Raw genomic sequence first — 26,720 nt, 5'->3', positions numbered from 1 at the left:
TCAGTCTCTCACGCACGCGAAAACACCCACGCGCTAACCATCGTCGTCATCGTCGTCGATCAGGTGGGCGAACGCCTCCAGGTTCTTCAGCGACTCGCCACGCGACACCCGCCAGTCCCACTCTTTCTGGATCGACGAACGAAAACCCAACTCCAGCAACGTATTGAAGTCCGAATCCACCGCTTCGAGCACCTGCCCGAGCACCCGGTCGAGTTCGTCGGCGTCCACCGACGCCAGCGACATGCGGCCCACCAGATAGATGTCGCCGACGTTGTCCAGCGTGTAGGCCACGCCGTAGAGGCGGCGGTTGCGCTTGAGCAGGAAGCGGTAGACGCCCTCGTGGTTCTCGTCGGGCTTGCGGCACACGAACGCCTCGACGCGCACCGAATGCTCGCCGACGCTCAGGATGGTGTTGGTCTTGAGCTTGCGCTCGCCGGGCAGTTCCACCACCAGCCCCGACAAACCACCATGTGCGCCAGCATGTTTGGAGTAGTTCAGCCCGCTGGCCTGGAGGGCATCCTCGATGACCCGCTCGACGGTAGAGGCGCTCATGCGCCCACCCCCCGGCGCTCGGCGGTGTATTCACGGATCGCGCGCCGATAGCTGGCCAGCAGCGCGTCGGTGGTGTGGTCCCAGGAGAACGTGGCGGCATGCGCTGCGGCCGCGCGACCCATCTCCTCGGCTTGCGGCTCGGGCAACCGCAGCAGCCGGCCCAGCGCGTCCGCCCACTGCCCGACGTCGTGCCCGGCCACCAGTGTGCCGGTCACCCCATCCCGCACGGCCACCGGCAGCCCGCCGACCGCGGCCGCGGCCACCGGCGTTCCGCAGGCCTGAGCCTCGAGGGCGACCAGACCGAACGACTCCGAATAACTGGGCACCGCAACCAGATTGGCCGCCTGAAAGAGCGTCGCCAGGTTCGGGCGCGACTGCGGGGGCAAGAACGTCACGCGCTCGGTGATACCGAGTTCGTCGGCCAGCCGCACCAATCCGTCCGGGGAGGCCAGGCCGCTGCCCGAGGGGCCGCCGGCCACCACGATGCGCACGCCGGGCAGTCGCGCGGCGGCCCGCAGCACGATGTCGGGCGCCTTCAGCGGCTGGATCCGGCCGACGAACGCCACGACGTCTTCGTCGAGCGGCAGCCCCAGCGCGGCCCGGGCGGCCCTGCGGTCACCGGGGCGGAACACGTCGAGATCCACTCCGGGGTGCACGACGTCGATCCTCGCCGGATCGGCGTGGTGAATCGAGATCAGTTGCCTGGCTTCGTCGTCGGTGTTGACGATCAGCCGGTCCGCCTCGTCGACGACCTGCTGCTCGCCGACCGTGCGCAGCGGCGGCTCGGGCGAATCCCCCTCGGCCAGCGCCGCGTTCTTGACAGCGGCGAGCGTGTGGGCGGTGTGCACCAACGGCACCGCCCAGCGGTCCCGCGCCAGCCAACCGACCTGCCCGGACAGCCAGTAGTGCGAGTGCACGATGTCGTAGTAGCCGGGCTCGTGTGATGCCTCGGCACGCAGCACCCCGGCGGCGAACGCGCACAGCTGGGTGGGCAGGTCGTATTTGTCCAGGCCCTCGAACGGGCCCGCCACGACGTTGCGGACCAGCACCCCGGGCGCCACCCGGGCGACCGGCGGGTCGGCCGAGGCGGTCGCCCGCGTGAAGATCTCCACCTCGATGCCGCGCCGCGCCAGGTGCAGCGCCGTCTGCAGCACGTAGACGTTCATGCCGCCCGCGTCGCCGGTGCCAGGCTGGGCCAGTGGTGAGGTGTGGACCGCCAACACGGCGACCCGGCGCGGTTCATTCAGCCGGAAAACCTCATCGTGCCGCACCCTGTCATCTTTACAGGATGGGTCGCCGGCCAGCCCAAGCGCGCTGGACACCACCCTCGCGTCAGGCGGACGACTCGTCGCTAGACACGTCGTGCAGCCGGGCATCCAGCGCCCCGGCGCGGCGCATCGCCCCCAGCGGATCGGCGTACAGCCCGGACAGCGAGACGGTTCCCGCGCCGGCCTCCTGCACCCGGTTGCCGAAGGCGGTGAGGCGGATGTCGCGGGGTCCCAGCACGGAGCGTTCGACGAAGGCGGCCTCCACCTGCTCCATCGCCTCGGGGTACTCGGTGAAGGCCTGGCCGCCGACCACCAGCTCGTCCGGGTTCAGCATGTCGCGCAGCAACGCCACCGCCTCGCCGAGCACGCGGCCCCGCTCGGCGAGCAGGTCCTTGGCCTGCTGGTTGCCGGCGCGTGCCACCCGCAGCAGTTCGGAGATGCCGGTGGCCGAGCCGTTCGGGCGGTTGGCCGGGGCGAACGGCAGGATGCGTTGCTGGCGGGCGACGGCCACGACGGCCTCGTCGCTGACGGTCGACTCCAGCTGACCGGTGCCGCCGAGCAGCTCGGAGTGGGCCGGCAGGGTCGCGATGGTGCCCGGTCCGCTGGTGGGGACGTGCACCCGGCCACCGATCACCAGCGCGTAGCCGACGGTCTCGCGGGCGTAGACGTACAGGCTTGTCGGCGAGCTGGGCAGGAAGCGCCGCATGCCCAGCAGCAGCTCGGCGCCGGCCATCGCGTCGACGTGCGAGGCCACCGAGACGGGCAGGCCCAGCGCGTCGGCCAGCACCGGCCCGACGGGCGCCTGACGCCAGCCCAGCCGCGGGTGGTCCACCTGGCCGGTGGCGCCGTCGACGGTGCCACCGATGGCGACCCCGACCCACAGCGGCCGCCGCCGGTGCCAACGCCGCAGGTAGCGGCGGGCGCTGTCGGCCAGCGTCGCCAGCGCGGGGCCGGCCGGGTTGCGCGGTGTCGGGGTCTCGACCGTGTCGAGGGTGCGGCCGAACAGGTCGGTCGCCACGATGCTGGTGGTCCGCGCCCCGATGTGGATGCCCAGCGTCACGAACGGCTCGTGGTTGACCTCCACCGGCACGCGCGGGCGCCCGATCGCTCCGGAGACGGCCAGGTCGGCGCGCTCGCGCAGCAGCCCCGCTTCCAGCAGCGCGATGACTTGGCGGTTGACCGTGGCGATGCTCAGCGAGGTGACGCCGGCGATGACGTCACGGCCGACGGGGCCGCGCAGCCGGACGGCCCGGAAGACGGAGGCGGCCGCCGAGTCGGGGATGTTCAGCGCCGGCGGCACGATCTGCCGGCGCACCGAGCGGTGGCCTTTTTGACCAGGCAGGTGCCCGACGGCACGGCTGGGCGAATGATGGGTATGGGTGAGGGTATTCGTGCGCACGAGCGTCCTTATGTCCGATTTTTGCTGGCCGTCTTGGCCACACCTGGCTGGGGTCAGGAGCGGCAAAGTGCGCAGCAACAACACGCACCCGCCGCGCACAGACACGCGGCGGTGGTGGTGGTGTTGGACAGGGCGCTAAGGAGCACACGCAAAATCTAGCACGTTCATTAAGGTTGTTTCGATGGTTAAAACTGGCAGGAATAAACGAGTCGCAGTAATCACCGGGGCCAGCTCGGGGATCGGCGCAGCAACCGCCCGCAACCTCGCTGCGCAGGGCTTTCATGTCGTCGCGGTGGCGCGCCGGGCGGACCGGATTGAGGCCCTGGCCAGTGAAATCGGCGGTACCGCCATTGTGGCCGATGTCACAGACGGGGCCTCGGTCGAAACATTGGCGAGCAAATTGGAACGCGTCGACGTGCTGGTCAACAACGCCGGCGGCGCCCGGGGTTTGGCGCCGGTCGCCGAGGCCGAGCTGGAGCACTGGCAGTGGATGTGGGAGACCAACGTGATCGGCACGCTGCGGGTCACGCGTGCGCTGCTGCCCAAGCTGATCGAGTCGGGCGACGGGTTGATTGTCACCGTCACTTCCGTTGCGGCACTTGAGGTTTACGACGGCGGCGCCGGATACACGGCCGCCAAACACGCCCAGGGGGCGATGCATCGCACGCTGCGCGGAGAGCTACTGGGCAAGCCGGTCCGGCTCACCGAGATCGCCCCGGGCGCGGTCGAAACGGAATTCTCGCTGGTCCGCTTCGACGGCGACCAGGAACGCGCGGACGCCGTCTACACCGGCATCACACCGCTGGTGGCCGACGACGTGGCCGAGGTGATCGGGTTTGTGGCTTCGCGGCCGTCGCACGTCGATCTGGACTTGATCGTGATGAAGCCGCGCGACCAGGCCACCACCTCCCGGTTTAACCGCCAGGGGTAGCGGGGCCGGTGCTGGCCGGTGACGTCGTCGTGGTCGGGGTGCCCGACAGGGTCGGCGCGTTGGACGGCGTGACCGGCGCGGTCACCGGGATCTGCGTTGACGGCGGGCGCGCGGTCGGGGGCGGCAGCGCGGACATGGCCACCCAGGTGTCCCAGTCCACGGCCCAGTCCCAGATGTCGCCGTCGGAGTAGGACAGCTGGATCGTGCTGCCGGTCACCTCGACCGGGTCGCCGTACATCGCCGACTGGAAGTACTGCTCGGCGTCGCCGGTGGACAGGTTGATGCACCCGTTGGTGACGTTGGTGTTGCCCTGCGCGCCGGCGCTGGCCGGGTTGGCGTGGATGAACTCGCCGTTGTTGGAGATCCGCACCGCCCAGCGTTCGTGCACGTGGCTGTAGCCGGCGGCCGGGTTGGACATGTAGAAGTCGGCGTACTTCTCGCTGACCACGTGGATGCCGTTGCGGGTGACGTTGCGCGCCTTGTCCGCCTCGCCGTAGCTGCACGGGAAGTCCATGATGACGCCCTCGTCGCGGATCACCTGGATGCGGTGCGACGAGACCTCGGCCTTGACCACCTGCCGGCGGCCGATCTGGATGTTCAGCGAGATGTCCTCGGCGCCGTAGGAGCTGTCGCCGAACGGCAGGCCGTACAGCTTGGCGTCGACGTTGACCGTGGTGCCGGCCGGGTAGTACTCGCGGGTCCGGTAGTGCACGCGGGCGCCGGCGGCCTCGTCGGGCAGCCAGGCCCAGCTGCCCTCGACGGGTGGGTTGGTGGTGACGGTGAGCGCCTTTTCGACGGCGGCCTTGTCGCTGATCGGCGCGTCGAACTGGATGATGATCGGCGCCGCAACCCCGACGGTCTGGCCGTCGGCGAGCTGGAAGGCCCCGCCGATCTTCTTGGTGGGCGCAACGGTGGTGAACTTGCCCGCCACCGGGACCGCCTTGCCGTCGTGCCCGACGGCCGAGCCGTTCCACGTGTAGGTCTGGTCGTAGCCCAGCGGCTCGGTGGTCGTGTAGACGGTGCGGTCGGAGTTGAAGGCGCCCGCGACGGCCTTGCCCGACGAGTTCGTCAGCGCGACGTGCTGGAACCAGCCGTCGCTCACCTCGACGCTGACCGGGGCGACCGGCACCACGTTCTCGGTCGCGTTGGCGGGCTGGTACTTGAGCTGCGGTGCGGGCTGCTCTTTCTTCTCGGCCTGCTTGGCGGTCGTGCCCCCGCAAGCGGCCAGTACGTTGGGGGCGAGCACACCCAGTCCGAGGGTCGCCAAAGCCGCGCGCCGGTTGAACGGCCGCGGGGCGTGGGACGGGGTCACGAAAATCAAAGATACCGGGGAAAATCGGGCGGTCCGGCCACCGCAAATCGGCGCCCCGCGCGCGTCGGCGAATTTTGCCGCTACAGCCTGCAGCCGAGCAGGACGGGTTCGGGGACCAGTGTGATGCCAAACACAGCCCGCACCCCGTCGCGGACGGCGCGGGCCAGCGCAATCACGTCGTCAGAGCCGGCTCCGCCGCGGTTGGTCAGGGCCAGCGCGTGCTTGGTGGACAACCGGCACCGGGCGTTCGCGTCGTCCGGATATCCCTTGCCGAAGCCCGCGTGCTCCACGAGCCAGCCGGCGGCCAGCTTGACCCCGTCGGGCGCCGGGTAGTTCGGGACCGGCCCGTCGACGGATGCGGCCAGCCGCTGGTAGACGTCCGGGGCGACCACCGGGTTGGTGAAGAAAGAACCCACGCTCCAGGTGTCGTGGTCGGCCGGGTCGAGCACCATGCCCTTGCGCGCCCGCAGCGCCAGCACGGCCTCGCGGACGGCCTGCGGGTCGGCGCGCTCGCCGGGGGCCACGTTCAGCGCGGCCGCCAGCTCGCCGTAGCGCAACGGCGCGCTGCGCCCGGACGCGTCCAGCGCGAACTCCACTTCCAAGACGACAGAAGGGATTTCGAGCCCGTCGCCGCCGCGTTTGAACACGCTGGTGCGATAGCCGAAGCCCAGCTGGCCGCCCGGCATCCAGCGCACCTCGCCGCTGCGGCGATCCAGCACCCGCACCCGAGTGATGGTGTCGGAGACCTCGGCGCCGTAGGCCCCGACGTTCTGCACCGGGGTGGCCCCGGCCGACCCGGGGATGCCGGACAGGCATTCCAGCCCGCCGAGGCCATGCTCGATGGCGGTCACCACGACGTCGTCCCACACCGCGCCCGCCTGGGCCCGGACCAGGTTGCCTTCGACGCTGACGCCGGCGTTGGCCAGCCGCACCGCGGTCAGGCCGGTCAGGGCGTCGGAGATCACCAGGTTGGAGCCGCCGGCGAAGATCAGCACCGAGTCGCGTTGCCCGCCAGCCGTTTCCGCGTCCAGCTGGCGCAGGGTCGCGATCACCTGTTCGCTGGTGGTGCAGGTGATCAGGCGGCGTGCGGTGGGGCCGACCCGCAGCGTGGTCAGGGGCGCCAGGGGCGCCGCGTCGGCCACCGCCGCACCGGCGAACTCCGAACCGGCTCCGCTGGAATTCATGGCCCGTAACGGTAGCCTGACCTGCTATGCCGCGTTCATTCGACTTGTCGGCCGATTACGACGGCAGCGTCGACGAGGTGCACCGCGCCTTCACCGATGCGGATTACTGGCGGGCCAGGCTGGCCGGGTCCGGCGTCGACGTCGCCACGCTGGAATCGATGCGGGTCGGCGGGGAGTCCGGAAACGACGACACCGTGGAGGTCGTCACGCTGCAGGTGATCCGCAGCGACAAGCTGCCGGGGATGGTCACCCAGCTGCACAACGGTGACCTGCGCATCCGGCGCGAGGAGACGTGGGGGCCGGTCACCGGCGGCGCCGCGTCGGGGTCGGTCGTCGGCTCGATCGTGGATGCGCCGGTGAACCTGACCGGCAGCGCCGTCCTGGAGCCCATCGCAGCGACCGGCGGCAGCCGGCTGACGTTTCGCGCCACCGTCCAGGTGCGCGTCCCGATCATCGGCGGCAAGTTGGAGAACTTCATCGGGACCCGGCTGGTCGAACTGATCGCCGTGGAACAGCGCTTCACCACGGACTGGATCGCCAGATCGGCCTGAGGCTCCCGACAGCGGGCACGCCAAGCCGGATCGCCCAGCTCCTCCCCGCGCCGCAGCAGCGGCGCGCATCGTCGCCGGGCCTAAGCTGGCGCTCATGCGAATCGCCTTGGCGCAGATCCTCAGCGGCACCGACCCGGCAGCAAACCTGCGGCTGGTGGACGAGTACAGCCGCCGGGCCGCCGAGGCGGGCGCGGACCTGGTGGTCTTCCCGGAGGCCACGATGTGCCGGTTCGGTGTCCCGCTGGGTCCGGTGGCCGAGCCGGTCGACGGGCCGTGGGCCGACGGGGTGCGACGCATCGCGGCCGATTCCCACCTCACCGTCGTCGCCGGCATGTTCACCCCGTCGGGCGACGGGCGGGTAAAGAACACGCTGATCGCGGCAGGGCCGGGCGATTCACCCGAGTCGCACGCCCACTACGACAAGATCCACCTCTACGACGCATTCGGCTTCACCGAATCGCGCACGGTCGCGCCCGGACACGAGCCGGTGGTGATCACGGTCGAGGGCGTCCGGGTGGGGCTGACGGTGTGTTATGACATTCGTTTTCCGGCGCTCTACACCGAGCTGGCGCGCCGCGGCGCCCAGGTGATCGCTGTGTGTGCGTCCTGGGGTTCGGGCCCTGGCAAACTCGATCAGTGGACCCTGCTGGCGCGCGCCCGCGCGCTCGATTCGATGAGCTACGTCGCGGCGGCCGGTCAGGCCGACCCGGCGACGCGCACGGACCCGCGTCGGGGGCGCCGACCGGGGTCGGGGCAGTCTGGTGGTCTCCCCGCTGGGCGAGGTCATCGCGTCGGCAGGCCCGAAACCGCAGCTTGTGGTGGCCGATATCGACGTCGACAGTGTCGCCGAGGCCCGCAAGAGCATCGCAGTCCTTAGCAACCACTCGGACTTTGCTCAGGTTGATAGGGCAGAATCGGTCGGGTGACGAACCCACAAGGACCACCCAACCCGGACCCGTCGCAGTGGGGCCGTCCCTCCAACCAGGGACCCTTCGGCCAGCCGCCGACAGAGCGGCCTACCGAGCGGATCAGCACCGGCGGCCCGGGCCACGTACCCCCGCCCCCACCGCCTCCCGCTCAGGGTCCCCCACCGGGGCAGACCGAGCGTTTCGGGACGCCGCAGCCGAACATGCAGCAGCCCGGCTACCCGCCGCCGCCGACCCCGCCCGCGGGTCCGACCGAGCGTTTCGCCACTCCCCCGAATGACGACGACGCGACCTCGGGGAAGAAGAAGCGCCGCTTCGGCCGCGACCCGGTGTCGGTCCTGCTGATCTTCATCATCGTGTTCGCGCTGATCATCGCCGGGCTCATCGGTGCCGAGCTGTACGTGCGCCACGTCGCGGACAGCAAGGTCGCCGAGGCGGTGGCGTGCGAGGTCAAGGACCAGGCCACCGCATCCTTCGGGGTGACGCCCCTGATGCTGTGGCAGCAGGCGACCAAGCACTACACCAACATCTCGGTGCAGACGGCAGGCAACAACATCCGCGACGCCAAGGGCATGAAGCTGTCGATCAACATCAACGACGTCCGCCTCAAGGACACGGACAACTCGAAGGGCACCGTCGGCTCGCTGGACGCCACCATCGACTGGACCAGTGACGGCATCAAGCAGTCGGTGCAGAACGCGATCCCGGTGCTGGGTCCGTTCGTCACCAACACCGTGACCACGCATCCCGCCGACGGCACCATCGAGTTGAAGGGCATGTTGGACAACATCACCGCCAAGCCGGTGGTGTCGGGCACCGGGTTGCAGTTGCAGATCGTCAGCTTCAATGCGCTCGGTTTCACCATGCCCAAGGAGTCCGTGCAATCGACGCTGGACGACTTCACCTCGAACCTGACCAAGAACTACCCGCTGGGCATCCACGCCGACAGCGTGCAGGTCACGGATAAGGGTGTGACAAGCCACTTCTCGACGCGCAACGCCACCATTCCGAAAGACAGCAGCAACAACAACGACCCCTGCTTCGCCAACCTCTGACGGCGAGCAGCTGGTCGGTCACCCGAGGCCGTCGAGCACTCCCCGGGTGCCCGACAGCCCCAGCCGGGTAGCGCCGGCATCGAGCATCGCGAGCGCGTCCTCGGCGGTGCGGATGCCGCCGCTGGCCTTCACCCCGAGGCGCCCACCGACGGCCTCGGCCATCACCGCGACCGCGCGCACGGATGCGCCGCCGGCCGGATGAAACCCGGTTGATGTCTTGACGAAGTCGGCGCCGCCGTCTTCGGCGGCCCGACACACCTGCGCCAGCGTGGGCTCGTCGGCCAGCGCCAGCAGCGCGGCCGACTCCACGATCACCTTCAGCACGGCGCCGCCGATCGCGCCGCGCACGGCGTGGACGTCGGAGCGCACCGCCTCGAGGTCGCCGGCCAGCGCCGCCCCGACATCGATGACCATGTCGATCTCGCAGGCGCCGGACGCGACGGCCAGGGCCGCCTCGTGCGCCTTCACCGCCGGGAGGTGCTTGCCGGACGGGAAGCCGGCGACGCTGGCGACCCGCACGCCGGAGCCGGCCCGCACGGCGACGGGAACCATCGACGGCGAGACGCACACCGCGTAGACCCCTAGCGCCGCCGCTTCGGCGACCAGCGCGGCCACGTCGGCGTCGGTCGCTTCGGGTTTGAGCAGGGTGTGGTCGACGAACGCCGCCAACTGCGCTCGAGTGGGTTGGGGTGCCATTAGGAGGATTCTTCCGGACCGCCGGGGTTGCAGCCGGAGGCGACCATCTCGGTGTCGTCGACGACCGGACGCCAGGGCTCCAGGTTCCAGCTGACCTTGCCGGGTTGGGCGAATTCGGCGAACTGCCAGTGGCAGAGGAACTGCGCGCGCATGCCGGGGGTGTCGGCGTCCGGCGACAGGGCGAGCACCTCGGCCCAGGCCTCGTCGGCCGGCGCCGTGGCCTGGAGTCTCGAGGCGGCCCGGCCGGCCGGCGACGGGAAGACCCTCAGGCTGCTGCGGCCCTGCCACTGCGCCCACTGGGTGTGGTCGATGTACGGCGGGGCCGGTGGATCCGCCGAGCCGCTGCCCGGGTCGGGGGCGGCGACGGCGTGCGGCACCGGGCAGGACAGGGCGACGAGCGCCGCGATCGGCGCCGTCAGCAGGGCCCTCATTCGGCTAGCGCGACTTACCTTGAATCTCAAGCAGTTTGGGCCGGACGTCGACCAGATACACGCCGGCCGCGCAGGCAGCGATCGCCATTCCGAGCACGCCGAAGACGAACCCCAAGATGGACGTCAGCGCCACGGCGCCGCCCAGGATCAGCAACCACACCGGCTTGGTCAGCTTCTCGGCGGCGGTGTAGGCGTCGGGTCGTTGCAGCGCGGCATGCACGAACGCGTAGATGGCCGTGACCAAGACGGCGATCTGCAAGACCAGCATGACGGTTCCCACGAGGTGGTTCACGCCTTAAGGGTATGGGGCACCCTGCAAAACGTCGACTCCGAGTCACCCGAAGGTGACCCGGAGCCGAACGTCGTGCTGGGTGGTGCTTACTTCTGGGTGACCTTCTTGGCCGCGGCCTTCTTGGCCGGAGCCTTCTTGGCCGGAGCCTTCTTGGCCGGGGCCTTCTTGGCGACGGCCTTCTGGGCCTTCTTGGTGGTCGCCTCGGTCTTGCCGGGCAGCTCGATGCCGACCAGCTTGGCGGCGCGCTCGCCGACCGCGCGGGTCTGCGACGCGACGGTGCCGAGCGCTTCCTGCGTCAGCTCGACGGCCTGGTCGACGTAGCCCTCGGCGCGCGCGGACGCGTCCTCGAAGGCGGTCTGGTTACGCAGCCGCTGCAGGGCCGCCTCGCCGCGCTCGACGAGCTCGTTGTACCGGGTGGTCGCGGCCTCCAGGTAGCCCTCGGCCGCCTTGCGCAGCTCCTCGGTGGTGAACCGGTCGCGCAGCTCGGTGAACTGCTCGGGCAGGTCCTCCTGCAGCTTGGTCAGGCGAGCGCGACGCTCCTCGACCCGGGTGCGGGTCTCGGCGCGGGTCTCTTCGGCGCGCTCCCGCAGGCCGGCGATCAGGTCGTTGACGGTGGCCAGGGCCAGGTCGGCCGCGCCCAGCGCCGCGAGCAGCGGGGCCCGCAAGTCTTCGATGTTCGTGTTTTCCGCCATGGTCTTTCCTTTCATTGCTTTCGCTATCGGCGTTATTCGGTGCTATTAGCTGTCTGGTCGAGAAGTTAGGTGCAAACGTCTCCTTCGCAACTGGGGCCGCCAGTGTCGGGGTGGGTCGTTCCGCAGCTCAGCTGGAACCCGTAGGTCCTCCCCGTTGGGTAACCGCGACGGCCGGTCGTCTATACATCACCAACTCGCTACCGCGATGTGCCAAGCCCGCTTTGTGGCGCAAACCCCCAGCACAGTTGGTTACGGTGCCGGGTGAAACGGGCCGATCACTCGCTGTCGGATTCGGTCGGACTCTCCTCTTGGATCGATTCGTTTTGCTGGGTGAACGATGAGTAGATGTCGAGCAGGATTTGCTTTTGGCGCTCGGTGATCGCAGTGTCGGTGACGATGGCGTCCCGCACCTGACTCTTGTCACTGGGCTCGAGAATCCCGGCGCGCACATAGAGAACCTCGGCGGAGACGCGGAGTGCCTTCGCGATCTGGTTCAAGACATCGGCGGAGGGCTTACGCAATCCACGCTCCACCTGGCTCAGATATGGATTGCTGACCCCGGACTTTTCGGCGAGTTGGCGCACCGACACCTGCGCGAGTTCACGCTGGCTACGGATGAAACTGCCGATGTCAGAGGCCACTTCGGAGGCAGCGTTGGACACCTTGGCGGAGAGCTTCTCCTCGGGTGTCATGACGTGCTCCTGGTCGGGCGGCTGATCTGGACGCGCCCAGACTACTACAAGTGCTTGCTATTGCAAGCACTTGTTAGCACTGCTAGAAATGCGTTAGACCAGCAGCTGCGCGACGGCGTAGATCACCAGGCCCGCCAGCGAACCGACCACGGTTCCGTTGATCCGGATAAATTGCAGGTCACGGCCCACGTGCAACTCGATGCGCCGGCTGGCCTCCTCGGCGTCCCAGCGCTCGATCGTGTCGGTGATGATCGCTGTGATCTCCACCCCATACTGCGAGACGAGGTGCTGGGCCGCCCGCACCAGCCAGTTGTCCACCTTGTCGCGCAGGTCGGCGTCGTCGCGCAGCGATTCGCCGATGCGGACGACGGTGTCGGCGATCCGGGTGCGCAGGGTGCTGGACGGATCGTCCACGCCCTCGAGCACCAGCCGTTTCAGGGTCTTCCACGCCGTCGCCGCGGCGTTGGCGATCTCGTCGCGCGCCATCAGCTGCTCCTTGATCGCGTCGGCGCGCGCGATGGTGTCCGGGTCGTGCTGCAGGTCGTCGGCGAAGTCGAACAGGAAGCGGGTGGCCGACCGGCGCAGCTCGTGGTCCGGATTGCGGCGCACCTTGTCGGTGAAGTCCATCAGCTCGCGGTGGATGCGGTCGCCGACCAGATGGTCGACGAAGCGCGGCGACCACGTGGGCGAGTCGCGCTCGACCACCCGCTGAATGACCTCACCGGCCTTCAGCGACCACTGAAAGGCCCGGTCGGCCAGCAATTGGATCAGCGCCTCCTGGCGGTGCTCGGCCAGCAGGGTGGCCAGCACCCGCCCGACCGGCGGGCCCCACTGCGGTTCGGCGATCCGGCGCACGATCATCCGGTCGATCACCTGCTGGACGTCCTCGTCGCGCAGGAGTTCGACCAGTACCCGCAGCACGGTGGCGGTCTCGCTCGCCACCCGCTCTGCATGGACGGCCTCCGACAGCCACTTGCCGAGCCGGCCGGACACCTGGGCGTCGCGCAGCTTGGTCTCGACGACCTCCGGCGACAGGAAGTTCTCCCTGACGAACGTGCCCAGGCCCTCGCCCAGCTGGTCTTTCTTGCGCTTGATGATCGCGGTGTGCGGGATGGGAATGCCCAGCGGGTGCCTGAACAGCGCCGTCACGGCGAACCAGTCCGCCAGGGCGCCCACCATGCCGGCCTCGGCGGCCGCGCCGACATACCCCACCCAGGCACCCAGGCTGGCGTGCGCCTGCGCCCAGCGGCAGGCCAGGAACACGCCGGTGGCACCGATCAGAAAACTCAGTGCCACCAGCTTCATCCGGCGCAACGCCACCCGGCGCTGCGCGTCGGCCTCGGGATCGGCGCCGGCGAAGGACTCGGCAAAGGACGCGCGAGCAGCGCGGACGGGGGCCGCCGCCGTCGGCGAATCGGGCCTCGCCCCCGGCGGGCCCGACGCTTCGCCTCTCACCGAGGCGCGATGTGACACCACTCCATCATCTATCCTTCCCGTGAATTGGGGCGACGACACTGTTCACGACGTCTCACCCACGCCCGGCCAGGACAAGAAACCGACCCCCTCACGCCGTAAGATCAAGGGCGTCTAGGGAATGGGAATTCGGCGACAGTGGCAGAGCAAATGACGGCTGTGAGCGTCAAAATGGACGGGCGCAAGCGGCGTTGGCATCAACACAAGGTGGAGCGTCGTAACGAGTTGGTCGACGGCACGATCGACGCGATCCGCAGGCTCGGCGGCACGCTGAGCATGGACGAGATCGCCGCCGAGATCGGCGTTTCCAAGACGGTGCTGTACCGCTATTTCGTCGACAAGAACGACCTGACGACGGCCGTGATGATGCGGTTCACTCAAACCACCCTGATCCCCAACATGGCTGGGGCGCTCACCTCGGGCCTTGACGGCTTCGACCTGACCCGCGAGGTCATCCGCGTGTACGTCGAGACGGTCGCGAACGAGCCCGAGCCATACCGGTTCGTGATGTCCAACAGCTCGGCCAGCAAAAGCAAAGTCATCGCCGACTCCGAGCGGATCATCGCGCGCATGCTCGCGGTGCTGATGCGCCGCCGCATGCAACACGCCGGAATGGACACCGGCGGTGTGGAACCGTGGGCGTATTTGATCGTCGGCGGCGTCCAGCTGGCCACCCACTCCTGGATGTCGTACCCGCGGATGAGTCGCGATGAATTGATCGACTACCTGACCATGTTGAGTTGGAACGCTCTCAAGGGAATCGTCGAAGTCGGCGGGTCGCTGGAGAAGTTTCGCGGGGAGCCGCACCCTTCACCGATCGTGCCGCCCCGGGAGCGTCAGGACGGCCTCGGACCCGAATAAGGCCCTCGGACCGCACAAGCTCGTTTTGGGGATTGCGCGGGCCGCATGTGAGGGTATGGACGCGCCTCGGGAGGGCGACTTGGCCCGTCGCAGGGACTAGCATGCAGAGGGGTATCGGGGGATGTAGCGGGGTTTCCGTTTGGCCGTTTACCCCTGTCCCCCGCATATAGAAAGGCTCGTGTCGACATGTCTGTGCAGCTCACGCCGCACTTTGGAAACGTGCAAGCCCATTACGACTTGTCTGACGATTTCTTCCGGCTGTTCCTGGATCCCACTCAGACCTACAGCTGCGCCTACTTCGAGCGTGATGACATGACCCTCGAAGAGGCCCAGATCGCGAAGATCGATCTGGCACTGGGGAAGCTGAAGCTCGAGCCGGGGATGACGTTGCTGGACATCGGTTGCGGCTGGGGGGCCACCCTGCGGCGCGCCATCGAGAAATACGACGTGAACGTCGTCGGCCTGACGCTGTCGGAGAACCAGGCCGAACACGTGCAGAAGTCCTTCGACCAGATGGACACCGGCCGCACCAGGAGGGTGCTGCTGGAAGGCTGGGAGAAATTCCACGAGCCGGTGGACCGCATCGTGTCGATCGGCGCGTTCGAGCACTTCGGCCGCCAGCGCTACGGCCGCTTCTTCAAGATGGCCTACGACGCGCTGCCGCCCGGCGGGGTGATGTTGCTGCACACCATCGTTCGGCCCTCGTTCAAGGATGCCCGGGCCAAGGGCATGAAACTGACCCACGAGATTGTTCAGTTCTCGCAGTTCATCCTGGCCGAGATCTTCCCTGGAGGCTGGCTTCCGACGCCCCAGACCGTCGGGGAGTACGGGGTCACGGCGGGCTTCGATTTGACTCGGGTGCAGTCGTTGCAGCTGCACTACGCCAGGACTCTGGACCTGTGGGCCGAGGCGCTCGAGGCGAATCGCAAGCAGGCCATCGCGATCCAGTCTCAAGAGGTCTACGACCGCTACATGAAGTACCTCACCGGCTGCGCGAAACTGTTCCGCGAGGGCTACACCGACGTCAATCAATTCACGCTGGAGAAGTAACCGGCTCGCTAAAAGCAATCAGCCCCGAACGGATCGCCGTTCGGGGCTGATTGATCTGGTCTAAATGACCTGGCCTACTTGACCATCGTGAATTGGCCCACGTTGGTGACGCCCCGACGGAAGAAGTTCTCGCAGCCGGTCAAATAGTGCATGTAGCGGTCGTAAACCTCTTGCGACTGCAGGGCGATGGCCTGCTCCTTGTTGGCCTCCAGATTGGCCGCCCAGATGTTGAGGGTCCGCGCGTAGTGCATCTGCAGCAGCTGCACCCGCTCGACCGAGAAGCCCGCCGCCTCACCGAACTTGAAAATGTCTTCCTGGGCCGGCAGCTGTCCACCGGGAAAAATTTCCTTGCCGATGAATTGCGCGAATCGCAAATCGCGCATCGTGAGCGCAACGCCGCGTTCGTGCTGCTGTTTCTGGGTATAGGTCAAAATCGTGTGCAAAAGCATCCGGCCGTCATCGGGAAGGATGTCGTAGGCGCGTTCGAAAAATGCGGGATAGCGCTCCAATTTGAACGCTTCGAAGGCGCCGATAGTGACAATTCGGTCAACCTTGTCTTCGAATTCTTCCCAGCCCTGCAGGCGCACCTCGATATTGCGGTCCGTCGGCAATCCGGCCAGCTTCTTCTTGCTGTACTCAAACTGGTTGCGGCTCAGGGTAATTCCGATGACGTTGACGTCGTACTTCTCGATAGCCCGCTTCAGCGCACCACCCCAGCCGCAGCCGATGTCCAGCAGCGTCATGCCGGGCTCGAGGTTCAGCTTGCCCAGCGCCAGGTCGAACTTGGCGATCTGCGCCTCTTCGAGCGTCATGTCATCGCGCTCGAAATACGCGCACGTGTAGCCCATCGTGTCGTCTAGAAATAACGCGAAGAATTCATCCGAGACGTCGTAGATGGACTGCGACTCCTCGTAATAGGGTTCCAATCCGGTCATACTCGGCACAAACCTTTCGTCTATTTAACGCGAGCATACTAACCGATCCGTCAATAGGCGGTCATCGCGGCACCGGTGCGCCACCAGTTGTTACTCAGTAGGTATAAAAGCCCTGGCCCGTCTTCTTGCCCAGCCGGCCGGCCTCGACCATGCGCAGCAGCAACGGCGGGGGCCCGTACTGCGGCTCCTTGAACTCCTCGAACATCTTGTCCGCGATCAGCTTCAGGGTGTCCAGGCCGACCAGGTCCGACAGCCGCAGCGGGCCCATCGGGTGTGACAGCCCGGCCACCACGGCCTTGTCGACGTCTTCGACGGTGGCGAAGCCGGCCTCCACCATGCGGATCGCCGACAGCAGATACGGCACCAGCAGCGCGTTCACCACGAAGCCGGACCGGTCCGAGCAGCGCACGACCTGCTTGCCCAGCACGGCGCTCGCGAATTCCTCGGTGCGTGCCGCGGCGGCGTCGTCGGTGACCAGCGTGCTGACCAACTCGACCAGCGGCAACACCGGCACGGGGTTGAAGAAGTGCAGCCCCAGCACGCGTTGCGGGTTCTTGGTCGCCGCGGCGATCTTCATGATCGGGATGCTCGAGGTGTTGGACGCCAGAACCGCATCGGGGTCGGTGATGACCCGGTCGAGTTCGGCAAAGACCTGCGCCTTGACGGCGTCGTCTTCGATGATCGCCTCGATGACCAGCTGACGGTCGGCGAGGTCCTTCAGGTCCGTGGTGAAGGTGAGCTTGCTCAGCGCCCGGTCCCGTTCCCGCTCGGTCACCTTGCCGGCGCTGACGCCGCGCTCCAGCGACTTCACGATGCGGTTGCGGCCGGCCGTGATCAGGGCCTCAGTGGTCTCGTACACGGTCACGTCGACGCCGGCACGGACCGAGACCTCCGCGATGCCGGACCCCATCTGGCCCGCCCCGACAACTCCTACCCGCTGGATCGTTGCGTCACTCACTGATTTCTCTCCGGTGTCGTATCGTCTTGCACCGCAATAGGCCCCGCCCAGGTTTAGCCGGGCGGGGCCTACGCTACTTCATCTCATTTTCAGGGCGCGGCGTGCGCCGCGAGCTCGCTCAGTGACTCAAGCCTTCGGTTTCACTTCGTCCTCGCGGGCACGGCCCGCTCGTCCTCAGTGACTCAAGCCTTCGGTTTCACTTCGTCCTCGCGGGCACGGCCCGCTCGTCCTCAGTGACTCAAGCCTTCGGTTTCACTTCGTCCTCGCGGGCACGGCCCGCTCGTCCTCAGTGAAACTGACCCTCTTCGGTGGAGCCGGCCAGCGCGGTGGTCGACGAGGTCGGGTCCACCGTGGTGGCGATGCGGTCGAAGTAACCGGCACCCACCTCGCGCTGGTGCTTGGTGGCGGTGTAGCCACGCTCCTCGGCGGCGAACTCGCGCTCCTGCAGCTCGACGTAAGCGCTCATCTGGTTGCGGGCGTAGCCGTAGGCCAGATCGAACATCGAGTAGTTCAGCGCGTGGAAGCCGGCCAGCGTGATGAACTGGAACTTGAATCCCATTGCCGCGAGCTCCTTTTGGAACTTCGCGATGGTGGAGTCGTCCAGGTGCTTGCGCCAGTTGAACGACGGCGAGCAGTTGTAGGCCAGCATCTGGTCGGGGAACTCGGACTTGACGCCCTCGGCGAACTTGGCGGCGAGCTCGAGGTCCGGAGTGCCGGTCTCCATCCAGATCAGGTCGGAGAACGGCGCGTAGGCCTTGGCGCGGGCGATGCAGGGCTCGAGGCCGTTGCGCACCCGGTAGAAGCCCTCCTTGGTGCGCTCACCGGTGATGAACGGCTGGTCGCGCTCGTCGACGTCGGAGGTGATCAGCGTGGCGGCCTCGGCGTCGGTCCGGGCGATGACGACGGTCGGAACGTCGCACACGTCGGCGGCCAGGCGGGCCGAGGTCAGGGTGCGGATGTGCTGCTGGGTCGGGATCAGCACCTTGCCGCCCAGGTGGCCACACTTCTTCTCCGAGGCCAGCTGGTCCTCCCAGTGCGATCCCGCCACGCCGGCGGCGATCATGGCCTTCTGCAGCTCGTACACGTTGAGCGCACCACCGAAACCGGCCTCACCGTCGGCGACGATCGGCGCCAGCCAGTTCTTCACCGAGGTGTCACCCTCGACCGCGGCGATCTCGTCGGCGCGCAGCAGCGCGTTGTTGATGCGGCGCACCACCTGCGGCACCGAGTTGGCCGGGTACAGGCTCTGGTCGGGGTAGGTGTGGCCGGACAGGTTCGCGTCACCGGCGACCTGCCAACCGGACAGGTAGATGGCCTTCAGGCCGGCGCGCACCTGCTGCACGGCCATGTTGCCGGTCAGGGCGCCGAGCGCGTTGATGTACTCCAGGTCGTGGAGCTGCTCCCACAGCACCTCGGCGCCGCGACGGGCCAGGGTGGCCTCCTCGACGACGGTGCCCTGCAGGGCGACGACGTCCTGGGCGGTGTAGGTCCGGGTGACATCCTTCCAACGCGGGTTGGTGTCCCAGTCCTTCTGGATCTGTTCGGCGCTCTTGGGGGTGCCAACGACAGACATTGGGCATGCTCCTTCACGATCTTCACTACTGAGTTAGTGGACGCCTCACCGGCGGTAGCTAGCGGCTCAACTTCACTGGTGTGCTAAGTCGAAGATGACACAGCTCATAGGGGCTGGTCCACCCGTTTCAGTTGCCAATTTAAGCAACGGGAACGCTTAAATTTGCGAAGTTTGCTAAGTTGCGAACTCACTTAACCGTTTCAGAAGCTACCCGCCGGTAACAAGAATGCGCAGGTCAACGGCGGTTAACGGGACGCTTGTCCGATTTAGCGAGCAAAGATCGCGGCGACGGCTTTCGCCTCGTCGCCGACGGCGTATGTGAGCGTTGTAACAGTGCGATCGGCCAGCTCTGGGCCGAATTGCTCGGTGGATCCGGCGGGGTGGACGTGCGAGATGATCTCCAGCTTGTCGCCCAGCGCCACCGGCGCCTCGTGCTCGATCGTGATGCGCAGCGGCGGCTGCAGCAGTTCCGGGTGCGACGCCAGATAGTCCTCGATCACGCTCCAGTACACGGAGTTGTTCATGTGGTCGAACAAGTCGATGTCGGTGACCCGGACCGGGAACTCGTGGATCTCGACCGCGTCGTCGCGGCTCCCCGGCTTCAGGTAGGACTTCCAGCGCAGCCGGTCGACGGAGGTCGTCTTGTGCAGGCCGGCCAGGAAGTCGTCGGCGATGCGCGAGGGCATCTGGGTCTCGCGGTTGATGTTGATCCAGAAGGCCTCGGACTCGATGAGCCCGTCGCCGCGCTTCCCATCGATGCGGACCCGCATCTCACACCAGCGGTTCGAGGTGCCCGAACACCATCTGCGCAGGCGCAGCATGTCGTTGAACTCGATCGGGCGGATCAGGTCGAGCATGGTGCGCCGGACGATCCACAGCGGGTGGGTCTCCTCGAAGCCCATCTCGCGCAACTGGTCCTGGCCGATGTCCTGGATGTGGCGCGCGGACGCGTCGAGCCGCAACCGGCCGGTGCGGTCGATGTCGCCGACCCGCAGCGGCCACTGGCGATCGAAAACGTCAGGGTGACCGTCGGGCACCGGCATCAGTTGTTTGTCCAGGCTCACGGCGTCGCTCCCCGATTCCTCCTCGTGGTTACCCCAGGCTAAGGCCTGAGGCCCCGGTCGCATCATGCCAACGAGGTGCGCCGAACACCAATTTCGACGCGACGGCCTGCGCTGCCAAGTCTGCGAACCAGATCTTCGCACGGCCGGTAACCTCGGAGAAGTGTCCAAGACGTTCGTCGGCTCCCGCGTGCGCCAGCTGCGCAACGAACGCGGGTTCTCCCAGGCAGCGCTGGCCCAGATGCTGGAGATCTCGCCGAGCTACCTCAACCAGATCGAGCACGACGTCCGCCCGCTGACGGTGGCGGTGCTGCTGCGCATCAGCGAGGTGTTCGGGGTGGATGCGACCTTCTTCTCCTCGCAGGACGACACCCGGCTGGTGGCCGAGTTGCGCGAGGTCACCATGGACCGCGATCTCGACATCGACGTCGACCCGACCGAGGTCGCCGAGATGGTCAGCGCCCATCCCGGGCTGGCCCGTGCGGTGGTCAACCTGCACCGGCGCTACCGGATCACCACGGCGCAGCTCGCGGCCGCCACCGAGGAGCGCTTCTCCGACGGCAGCGGCAGCGGCTCGATCACCATGCCCCACGAGGAAGTGCGCGACTACTTCTACCAACGGCAGAACTACCTGCACGAGCTGGACACCGCCGCCGAGGACCTCACCATCAAGATGCGGTTGCACCACGGCGATCTGGCGCGTGAGCTCACCCGCCGGCTCACCGAGGTGCACGGGGTGCACATCAACCGCCGGATCGACCTGGGCGACACCGTGCTGCACCGCTACGACCCCACGACCAAGACGCTGGAGTTCAGCAATCACCTGTCGTTGGGCCAGCAGGTTTTCAAGATGGCCGCCGAACTGGCCTACCTCGAATTCGGCGATCTGATCGACACTCTGGTCGAGGAGGGCAAGTTCACCAGCGACGAGTCGCACACGCTGGCCCGGCTCGGGCTGGCCAACTACTTCGCCGCGGCCACCGTGCTGCCGTACCGCCAGTTCCACGACGTCGCGGAGAACTTCCGCTACGACGTCGAGCGGCTGTCGTCGTTCTACTCGATCAGTTACGAGACCATCGCGCACCGGCTTTCGACGTTGCAGCGCCCGTCGATGCGCGGTGTGCCGTTCTCGTTCGTCCGGGTCGACCGGGCCGGGAACATGTCAAAACGTCAGTCCGCCACCGGCTTTCACTTCTCCTCCAGCGGTGGTACCTGCCCGCTGTGGAACGTCTACGAGACGTTCGCCAACCCGGGCAAGATCCTGGTGCAGATCGCCCAGATGCCCGACGGGCGCAACTACATGTGGGTGGCCCGCACCGTGGAACGTCGCGCGGCCCGGTATGGTCAGCCGGGTAAAACCTTCGCGATCGGGCTGGGCTGCGAGCTTCGCCACGCTCACCGGCTCGTCTACTCCGAAGGACTCGACGTTTCGGGGGAACCAGGGACAGTGGCCACACCGATCGGCGCGGGCTGCCGGGTCTGCGAACGCGACAACTGCCCGCAGCGCGCCTTCCCGGCGCTCGGACGCGCACTCGATCTCGACGAGCACCGCAGCACGGTGTCTCCCTACCTGGTGACCCAGCCGTGATCCCACCGGACGGCCGGATCCCACCGGGGCGGTTTCGCGAACTGGGACCGATCAATTGGGTGATCGCGAAGCTGGGCGCACGCACCGTGGCCGCCCCGGAGATGCACCTCTTCACCACGCTGGGACAGCGCCGGCTGCTGTTCTGGACGTGGTTGGCGTACGGCGGCCGGCTGCTGCGCGGGAAGCTTCCCACCGTCGACACCGAACTGGTGATCCTGCGGGTCGCGCACCTGCGCGCGTGCGAATACGAACTCCAGCACCACCGCCGGATGGCCCGCAAGGCCGGGCTGGACGCGGACCTGCAGGCCGCCATCTTCGCCTGGCCCGAGAAGCTGGACCCCGTCGATGCCCGCCTGACCGTGCGTCAGCAGGCGCTGCTGGCGGCCACCGACGAATTCGTCAAAGACCGGACCGTCACCGCCGACACCTGGCGGCAGCTGGCGGCCCACCTGGATCGGCGGCAGCTGATTGAATTCTGTTTATTGGCAAGCCAATACGACGGCCTTGCGGCAACCATGTCGGCGCTCGACATTCCGCTGGACCATCCGCGCTAGCTAGAGGTAGACGTCGACGAGGATGGCGAGCGTCAGTATCACCGGAAGGACCGGCAGCGCGAAGGCGAACACCGCCCACGCCTGCTTGCCGCGCCGGCGCTGCCGCAAGCCCCACAGCGCGGCACCGGCCCCAAGCACCACCGAGCCCAGCAGCACCAGCGGGGCCCACTGGCCGGCCGTCGCGTTGTCGCCGTTCGAAATGGCCAGCAACCACAGGACATAACCGGCCGCCAGGCCACCGACGGCACCGACGATGGCCTGGGGGGTGACGGTGCGCATGACGTTAGAAATTGATCATGTGTCCGGTCAGGCCGTGGAAGCATTCCTGCAGCGCCTCGGACATGGTCGGGTGGGTGTGCACGTTGCGGGCCAGCTCCGTGGCGGTCAGGTCCCACTTCTGGGCCAGCGTCAGCTCCGGAAGCAGCTCGGAGACGTCGTGGCCGACCAGGTGTCCGCCCAGCAGCTCACCGTATTTGGCGTCGGCGATCAGCTTGACGAACCCACTGGGGTCGCCCACGCCGTGGGCCTTACCGTTCGCGGTGAACGGGAATTTCGCCACCACAACGTCGTGGCCTTCCTCACGAGCCTGCTCCTCGGTGAGGCCGAAGCTGGCGACGTTGGGCTGACAGAACGTCGCCCGCGGCATCATCCGGTAGTCGCCAAGCGCCAAAGTCTCTGCGCCGGCGATGGTTTCGGCGGCCACCACGCCCTGGGCCTCGGCGACGTGGGCCAGTTGCAGCTTGCCGGTGACGTCGCCGATGGCGTAGATGTGCTCGATGTTGGTGCGCATGTAGTCGGTGATCCCGATGGCCTTGCGGTCGGTCAGCGCGACGCCGGCCGCCTCCAGGCCGAAGCCCTCGACGTTGGGCGCAAAACCGATGGCCTGCAACACCTTAGCGGCCTTGAGCTCTTGAGAGTTGCCGTCCTTGCTGACGACGACGGTCACCTCCGAGCCGTTGTCGGAGATGGACTCGACCTTCGTCGAGGTGAGGATTTTGACGCCCATCTTCTTGAACTGCCGCTCGACCTCCTTGGAGACCTCGGCGTCCTCGTTGGGCAGGGCGCGCGCCAAGAACTCGACCACGGTGACGTCCACGCCGTAGTTCTTCAGCACGTACCCGAATTCCATGCCGATGGCACCGCATCCGGCGATGATGATCGACTCCGGCAGCTCGCGCGACAGGATCAGTTCCTCGTAGGTGACCACGTTGGCCGACAGCGACGTGCCGGGAACCAGGCGGGTGCTGCTGCCGGTGGCGATGATGGCGTTGTCGAAGGTGACGGTCTCGGTGCCGCCGTCGTTGAGGTCGACCGAGATCGTGTGGGCGTCGGTAAACCGTCCGTAGCCATGGATTTCGGTGATCTTGTTCTTCTTCATCAGGAAGTGCACGCCGGCGACGCGGCCCTCGGCCACTTTGCGGCTGCGGTCGAACGCGACCCCGTAGTCGAACGTCGCCTCGCCGCTGATGCCGAACGTCTTGGCCTCTTTGGTGAAGATGTGGGCGAGTTCGGCGTTGCGCAGCAGCGCCTTGGACGGGATGCAGCCGACGTTGAGGCAGACTCCGCCCCAGTACTTCGGTTCGATGACCGCGGTGCTAAGGCCCAGCTGCGCGGCGCGAATGGCTGCGACATATCCGCCGGGACCGGCCCCGAGGACGACGACGTCATAGTGAGAAGTCACGAGCCCACCCTAGTTGGCCACCACCCTTGGTGGCCGCCCGGGCGAGGCGTCAATACGGAATGACGCCGACGAGGCAGTGCCCCACCCGCTCGCAGTGGTAGTAGCCGTACAGGGGTGCCGCGGCGACCAGCGCGGCGAACGGCCCGGACATCGTCGCGATCGACAGCGCCGAGATCAGCGGCCTGCCCTCGGTCATGGCCAGCATCACCCCGCCGACGACGCACGCCACCACGTAGACCAGCACCACGAACAGCGCGGCGGTCTTGTCCACCGAGTGGTACCACCAATAGAACAGCCCCAGCCCGATCACGGCCGCGGCGGCCCACACGCCGAGCAGCACCAGGGCCAACTTCCACCATTTGAGGTAGAGGTACCGGCCGGGCACGTTGATCGGTTGCACCACGCCGACGGGCTCGGCGGGCTCCGGCTCGCCGGCATCCGGCGCGGGCGTGGCCGCCTCTTCGGCGGTGCCGGTGGCGGCCTCGGGTTCCGTTGCGGCGGGGTGCTCGCCGGTGTCGTCATCGAAATCGGGGACCCACGACTGGGTGCCGGTGTGCTCGGCGTCGTCCTCGTCATCCGAGAAGTCCGGCACGAATGCCTCGGTGCCCGGGTTCGCGGCGTCCTTGTCGTCAGGCACCGGCGGTCACCCGCAACGCGACCAGGACGCCGAACCAGCCCGGCGCCACCGACAGCAGGAACGCGCCGAGCGTGGTGACCCAGCGTCGTCCGGAAAACAGGATCGTCGTCAGCCCGACGACGCTGAGGATGCCGACCACCGACGCGATCGCGATGCCCGGGCGGATGCCTGCGTGGACGGCCACGGTGCACGCCACACCCGCCAAAAGTCCGACCGCACTGCCGATCAGCATGCCGCTGGCCAACAACCAGGGGCGCGGAAGAGGGATCACTTTCCCGACTGTACTGCGGTTACCGGCGAGGGGGGCATGCCGCCGAGGCCGCGTCAGCCACCACCGGGCCCCGGGCCGCCGGGCGTTCGCCGCGTTCGTAGTCGGCGCCGGTGATCGCCGCGGCGGTGGCCAGCGACGCCCGCTCTTCGTCGGTGAAGGCGCGGCCGCGGGACAGGAACCGCACCCCGTCGGGCGCCTCCAGGCTGAACCCGCCGCCGCGGCCCGGCACCACGTCGATGACCAACTGGGTGTGCTTGTCGCGATAGTGCGCCGCGTACTGCGGGCCCGAAATCCACACCGGCACGCCGTCCGTCCCGACGTCGAGCACGCCGAGCAGCACGTCGCGGTCACCGACGAGGAAGTCGCCGAGCGGGTAGCACATCGGCGACGAGCCGTCGCAGCAGCCGCCGGACTGGTGGAACATCACCGGGCCGTGGGTTGCCTGCAGCCGCGTCAGCACCTCGGCGGCCGGGGCGGTGATGACCACCCCGGGCGGGGGCCCGGCCGGCCGAGCCATCAGAAGAACCCTTGCGCCTTCTCGGAGTAGGACACCAGCATGTTCTTGGTCTGCTGGTAATGGTCGAGCATCATCTTGTGGTTCTCCCGGCCGATGCCGGACTGCTTGTAGCCGCCGAACGCCGCGTGCGCGGGATAGACGTGGTAGCAGTTCACCCACACCCGCCCGGCCTGGATGTCGCGCCCGGCCCGGTACGCGGTGTTGCCGTCGCGGCTCCACACCCCGGCGCCCAGGCCGTAGAGGGTGTCGTTGGCGATCGCGATGGCGTCGTCGTAATCGGCGAACGACGTCACCGTCACCACCGGCCCGAAGATCTCCTCCTGGAAGACCCGCATCTTGTTGTTGCCGCTGAAGATGGTGGGCTGCATGTAGAAGCCGCCGGACAGGTCGCCGCCGAGCTCGGCGCGCTCGCCGCCGGTGATCACCTTGGCGCCCTCGTCCTTGCCGATCTCGATGTAGGACAACACCTTTTCCAGCTGGTCGTTGGAGGCCTGCGACCCCAGCATGGTCTCGCTGTCCAGCGGATCGCCCTGGCGGACGGCCTTGGTGCGGATCGCCGCCAGCTCGAGGAACTCGTCGTAGATGTCGGCCTGGACCAGGCTGCGCGACGGGCAGGTGCACACCTCGCCCTGGTTGAGGGCGAACATGGTGAAGCCCTCCAGCGCCTTGTCCTGGTAATCGTCGGCCCTGGCCAGCACGTCGGAGAAGAAGATGTTGGGGCTCTTGCCGCCCAGTTCCAGCGTGACCGGGATCAGGTTCTGCGAGGCGTACTGCATGATCAGCCGCCCGGTGGTGGTCTCGCCGGTGAACGCGATCTTGGCGATCCGGTTGCTCGACGCCAGCGGCTTGCCGGCCTCGGCGCCGAAGCCGTTGACGACGTTGATCACCCCGGGCGGCACCAGATCACCGATCAGCGACATCAGGTAGAGGACCGAAACCGGTGTCTGCTCTGCGGGTTTGAGCACCACCGCGTTGCCGGCCGCCAGCGCGGGCGCCAGTTTCCAGGCGCCCATCAGGATCGGGAAGTTCCACGGGATGATCTGCCCGACCACGCCGAGCGGCTCGTGGAAGTGGTAGGCCACGGTGTCCTCGTCGATCTGGGACAGCGATCCCTCCTGCGCGCGCAGCGCGGCGGCGAAATACCGGAAGTGGTCGGCGGCCAACGGAATGTCGGCGGCCAGCGCCTCGCGGATCGGCTTGCCGTTGTCCCAGACCTCGGCCACCGCCAGCGCGGCGGTGTGCTCCTCGATGCGGTCGGCGATCTTGTTCAGGATCGCGGCCCGCTCGGCCGGCGCGGTCTTGCCCCACGCGGGAGCCGCCGCGTGGGCGGCGTCGAGCGCCTTCTCGACGTCGGCCTCGTCGGAGCGGGCCACCTCGCAATACGTCTGGCCGGTCACCGGCGTCGGGTTCTCGAAGTAGCGCCCCTTCACCGGGGCGACCCACTGCCCGCCGATGAAGTTCTGATAGCGGGATTCATACGACATCAATGCCCCGGCAGAACCTGGACGTGCGAAAACAGTCATCTGCTCTCACCCCTCGATCGGCTGTGTAATTCACCTCACACTACCGCCGGCGCCACA

General features: G+C 67.5%; 28 protein-coding genes and 1 pseudogene. 8 read left to right on the top strand and 21 right to left on the bottom strand.

Going from position 1 to position 26,720, the window contains the following annotated elements:
* Positions 1-33: 33 nt before the first annotated feature.
* From B9D87_RS22275 to B9D87_RS22265, 3 genes are all read right to left on the bottom strand, one after another.
* Positions 34-552: a type III secretion system chaperone family protein gene (locus tag B9D87_RS22275; protein ID WP_007768268.1), complete on the bottom strand. Its 519-nt coding sequence runs from the start codon at positions 550-552 to the stop codon at positions 34-36.
* Positions 549-1,823, bottom strand: coding sequence for a D-inositol-3-phosphate glycosyltransferase (gene mshA, locus B9D87_RS22270; protein WP_007768270.1), 1,275 nt, complete (start codon positions 1,821-1,823; stop codon positions 549-551). Before mshA ends, B9D87_RS22275 begins: the two co-directional genes overlap by 4 nt.
* A gap of 61 nt (positions 1,824-1,884) precedes the next feature.
* Positions 1,885-3,162: an ROK family transcriptional regulator gene (locus B9D87_RS22265; protein WP_085977781.1), complete on the bottom strand. Its 1,278-nt coding sequence runs from the start codon at positions 3,160-3,162 to the stop codon at positions 1,885-1,887.
* Positions 3,163-3,400: 238 nt separating this feature from the next.
* Between B9D87_RS22265 and B9D87_RS22255 the strand changes: the two genes are divergently transcribed.
* Positions 3,401-4,150: an SDR family NAD(P)-dependent oxidoreductase gene (locus tag B9D87_RS22255; protein ID WP_007768276.1), complete on the top strand. Its 750-nt coding sequence runs from the start codon at positions 3,401-3,403 to the stop codon at positions 4,148-4,150.
* Here the strand turns inward: B9D87_RS22255 and B9D87_RS22250 are convergent.
* Complete coding sequence (locus B9D87_RS22250) at positions 4,134-5,510, bottom strand: L,D-transpeptidase (protein WP_174320877.1); 1,377 nt, start codon at positions 5,508-5,510, stop codon at positions 4,134-4,136. The two genes, B9D87_RS22255 and B9D87_RS22250, sit on opposite strands and share 17 nt — an antisense overlap.
* A 32-nt stretch (positions 5,511-5,542) precedes the next feature.
* The gene (locus B9D87_RS22245) at positions 5,543-6,646 is read right to left on the bottom strand and encodes a UDP-N-acetylmuramate dehydrogenase (RefSeq protein ID WP_007768283.1); all 1,104 of its coding nucleotides are present in this window, start codon (positions 6,644-6,646) and stop codon (positions 5,543-5,545) included.
* 26 nt (positions 6,647-6,672) lie between these two features.
* Here B9D87_RS22245 and B9D87_RS22240 point away from each other — a divergent pair, with 26 nt between their 5' ends.
* The 3 genes and pseudogenes from B9D87_RS22240 (at position 6,673) to B9D87_RS22230 (ending at position 9,178) form a co-directional block, all read left to right on the top strand.
* A complete protein-coding gene (locus tag B9D87_RS22240; protein WP_007768285.1) occupies positions 6,673-7,197 on the top strand; it encodes a DUF2505 domain-containing protein in 525 nt (174 codons plus the stop codon).
* 94 nt (positions 7,198-7,291) lie between these two features.
* Positions 7,292-8,123 (top strand): annotated as a pseudogene (locus B9D87_RS22235) (carbon-nitrogen hydrolase family protein).
* Positions 8,120-9,178: an LmeA family phospholipid-binding protein gene (locus tag B9D87_RS22230; protein WP_040629301.1), complete on the top strand. Its 1,059-nt coding sequence runs from the start codon at positions 8,120-8,122 to the stop codon at positions 9,176-9,178. Before B9D87_RS22235 ends, B9D87_RS22230 begins: the two are co-directional and overlap by 4 nt.
* An 18-nt stretch (positions 9,179-9,196) precedes the next feature.
* Here the strand turns inward: B9D87_RS22230 and deoC are convergent, their stop codons facing one another.
* The 6 genes from deoC to B9D87_RS22200 all read right to left on the bottom strand — a co-directional run bounded on the left by deoC (position 9,197) and on the right by B9D87_RS22200 (position 13,457).
* On the bottom strand, positions 9,197-9,874 hold the full coding sequence (deoC, locus tag B9D87_RS22225; RefSeq protein ID WP_007768292.1) for a deoxyribose-phosphate aldolase: 678 nt from the start codon (positions 9,872-9,874) through the stop codon (positions 9,197-9,199).
* Positions 9,874-10,305: a DUF2599 domain-containing protein gene (locus B9D87_RS22220; RefSeq protein WP_007768295.1), complete on the bottom strand. Its 432-nt coding sequence runs from the start codon at positions 10,303-10,305 to the stop codon at positions 9,874-9,876. Before B9D87_RS22220 ends, deoC begins: the two co-directional genes overlap by 1 nt.
* Positions 10,306-10,309: 4 nt before the next feature.
* Complete coding sequence (locus tag B9D87_RS22215) at positions 10,310-10,597, bottom strand: DUF2516 family protein (protein ID WP_040629303.1); 288 nt, start codon at positions 10,595-10,597, stop codon at positions 10,310-10,312.
* Between the two features lie 86 nt (positions 10,598-10,683).
* Positions 10,684-11,289: a heparin-binding hemagglutinin HbhA gene (gene hbhA / locus B9D87_RS22210; protein WP_007768304.1), complete on the bottom strand. Its 606-nt coding sequence runs from the start codon at positions 11,287-11,289 to the stop codon at positions 10,684-10,686.
* Between the two features lie 275 nt (positions 11,290-11,564).
* Positions 11,565-11,981, bottom strand: a complete 417-nt coding sequence (locus tag B9D87_RS22205; protein WP_007768307.1) for a helix-turn-helix domain-containing protein — start codon at positions 11,979-11,981, stop codon at positions 11,565-11,567.
* A 93-nt stretch (positions 11,982-12,074) separates the two neighbouring features.
* The gene (locus tag B9D87_RS22200; RefSeq protein WP_007768311.1) at positions 12,075-13,457 is read right to left on the bottom strand and encodes a DUF445 domain-containing protein; all 1,383 of its coding nucleotides are present in this window, start codon (positions 13,455-13,457) and stop codon (positions 12,075-12,077) included.
* A gap of 135 nt (positions 13,458-13,592) precedes the next feature.
* On the opposite strand from B9D87_RS22200, the gene B9D87_RS22195 reads away from it, so the two are divergent.
* Entirely contained in the window at positions 13,593-14,315 is a 723-nt protein-coding gene (locus B9D87_RS22195; protein ID WP_040629308.1) for a TetR/AcrR family transcriptional regulator, read from the top strand.
* 186 nt (positions 14,316-14,501) lie between these two features.
* Complete coding sequence (gene pcaA, locus B9D87_RS22190; protein WP_007768317.1) at positions 14,502-15,365, top strand: cyclopropane mycolic acid synthase PcaA; 864 nt, start codon at positions 14,502-14,504, stop codon at positions 15,363-15,365.
* A 74-nt stretch (positions 15,366-15,439) separates the two neighbouring features.
* Here pcaA and B9D87_RS22185 read toward each other — a convergent pair whose 3' ends face one another.
* The 4 genes from B9D87_RS22185 to B9D87_RS22170 form a co-directional block, all read right to left on the bottom strand.
* A complete protein-coding gene (locus B9D87_RS22185) occupies positions 15,440-16,300 on the bottom strand; it encodes a cyclopropane mycolic acid synthase family methyltransferase (protein ID WP_007768319.1) in 861 nt (286 codons plus the stop codon).
* 94 nt (positions 16,301-16,394) lie between these two features.
* Positions 16,395-17,258, bottom strand: a complete 864-nt coding sequence (locus B9D87_RS22180) for a 3-hydroxybutyryl-CoA dehydrogenase (RefSeq protein WP_040629310.1) — start codon at positions 17,256-17,258, stop codon at positions 16,395-16,397.
* A gap of 286 nt (positions 17,259-17,544) precedes the next feature.
* On the bottom strand, positions 17,545-18,831 hold the full coding sequence (gene aceA / locus B9D87_RS22175; protein ID WP_007768323.1) for an isocitrate lyase: 1,287 nt from the start codon (positions 18,829-18,831) through the stop codon (positions 17,545-17,547).
* Positions 18,832-19,097: 266 nt separating this feature from the next.
* Positions 19,098-19,895, bottom strand: a complete 798-nt coding sequence (locus B9D87_RS22170) for an acyl-[acyl-carrier-protein] thioesterase (RefSeq protein WP_007768324.1) — start codon at positions 19,893-19,895, stop codon at positions 19,098-19,100.
* Positions 19,896-20,055: 160 nt separating this feature from the next.
* Between B9D87_RS22170 and ramB the strand changes: the two genes are divergently transcribed.
* Positions 20,056-21,480 (top strand): acetate metabolism transcriptional regulator RamB, encoded by a 1,425-nt coding sequence (ramB, locus tag B9D87_RS22165; protein ID WP_007768325.1) that lies wholly within the window; start codon positions 20,056-20,058, stop codon positions 21,478-21,480.
* Positions 21,480-22,034, top strand: a complete 555-nt coding sequence (locus B9D87_RS22160) for a carboxymuconolactone decarboxylase family protein (RefSeq protein WP_040629554.1) — start codon at positions 21,480-21,482, stop codon at positions 22,032-22,034. Before ramB ends, B9D87_RS22160 begins: the two co-directional genes overlap by 1 nt.
* On the opposite strand, the gene B9D87_RS22155 is transcribed toward B9D87_RS22160, so the two are convergent.
* From B9D87_RS22155 to exaC, 6 genes are read right to left on the bottom strand one after another with little or no spacing between them, the layout of a single operon-like run.
* Positions 22,035-22,313 (bottom strand): hypothetical protein, encoded by a 279-nt coding sequence (locus B9D87_RS22155; protein ID WP_007768327.1) that lies wholly within the window; start codon positions 22,311-22,313, stop codon positions 22,035-22,037.
* 4 nt (positions 22,314-22,317) lie between these two features.
* Positions 22,318-23,715: a dihydrolipoyl dehydrogenase gene (gene lpdA, locus B9D87_RS22150; protein ID WP_007768328.1), complete on the bottom strand. Its 1,398-nt coding sequence runs from the start codon at positions 23,713-23,715 to the stop codon at positions 22,318-22,320.
* A 49-nt stretch (positions 23,716-23,764) separates the two neighbouring features.
* A complete protein-coding gene (locus B9D87_RS22145; RefSeq protein ID WP_007768329.1) occupies positions 23,765-24,352 on the bottom strand; it encodes a hypothetical protein in 588 nt (195 codons plus the stop codon).
* Complete coding sequence (locus B9D87_RS22140; RefSeq protein WP_174320870.1) at positions 24,345-24,623, bottom strand: putative holin; 279 nt, start codon at positions 24,621-24,623, stop codon at positions 24,345-24,347. The genes B9D87_RS22145 and B9D87_RS22140 overlap by 8 nt, the downstream gene beginning before the upstream one ends.
* A gap of 19 nt (positions 24,624-24,642) precedes the next feature.
* The gene (locus tag B9D87_RS22135) at positions 24,643-25,140 is read right to left on the bottom strand and encodes a DUF779 domain-containing protein (protein ID WP_007768331.1); all 498 of its coding nucleotides are present in this window, start codon (positions 25,138-25,140) and stop codon (positions 24,643-24,645) included.
* On the bottom strand, positions 25,140-26,663 hold the full coding sequence (gene exaC / locus B9D87_RS22130; RefSeq protein WP_007768332.1) for an acetaldehyde dehydrogenase ExaC: 1,524 nt from the start codon (positions 26,661-26,663) through the stop codon (positions 25,140-25,142). Before exaC ends, B9D87_RS22135 begins: the two co-directional genes overlap by 1 nt.
* Between the last annotated feature and the right edge of the window lie 57 nt (positions 26,664-26,720).

The organism is Mycobacterium colombiense CECT 3035, assembly GCF_002105755.1.
GTDB classification, from domain to species: Bacteria; Actinomycetota; Actinomycetes; order Mycobacteriales; family Mycobacteriaceae; genus Mycobacterium; species Mycobacterium colombiense.
The sequence above is the reverse complement of the archived record's forward strand: the minus strand, read 5'-3'. Positions and strand labels throughout refer to the sequence as shown.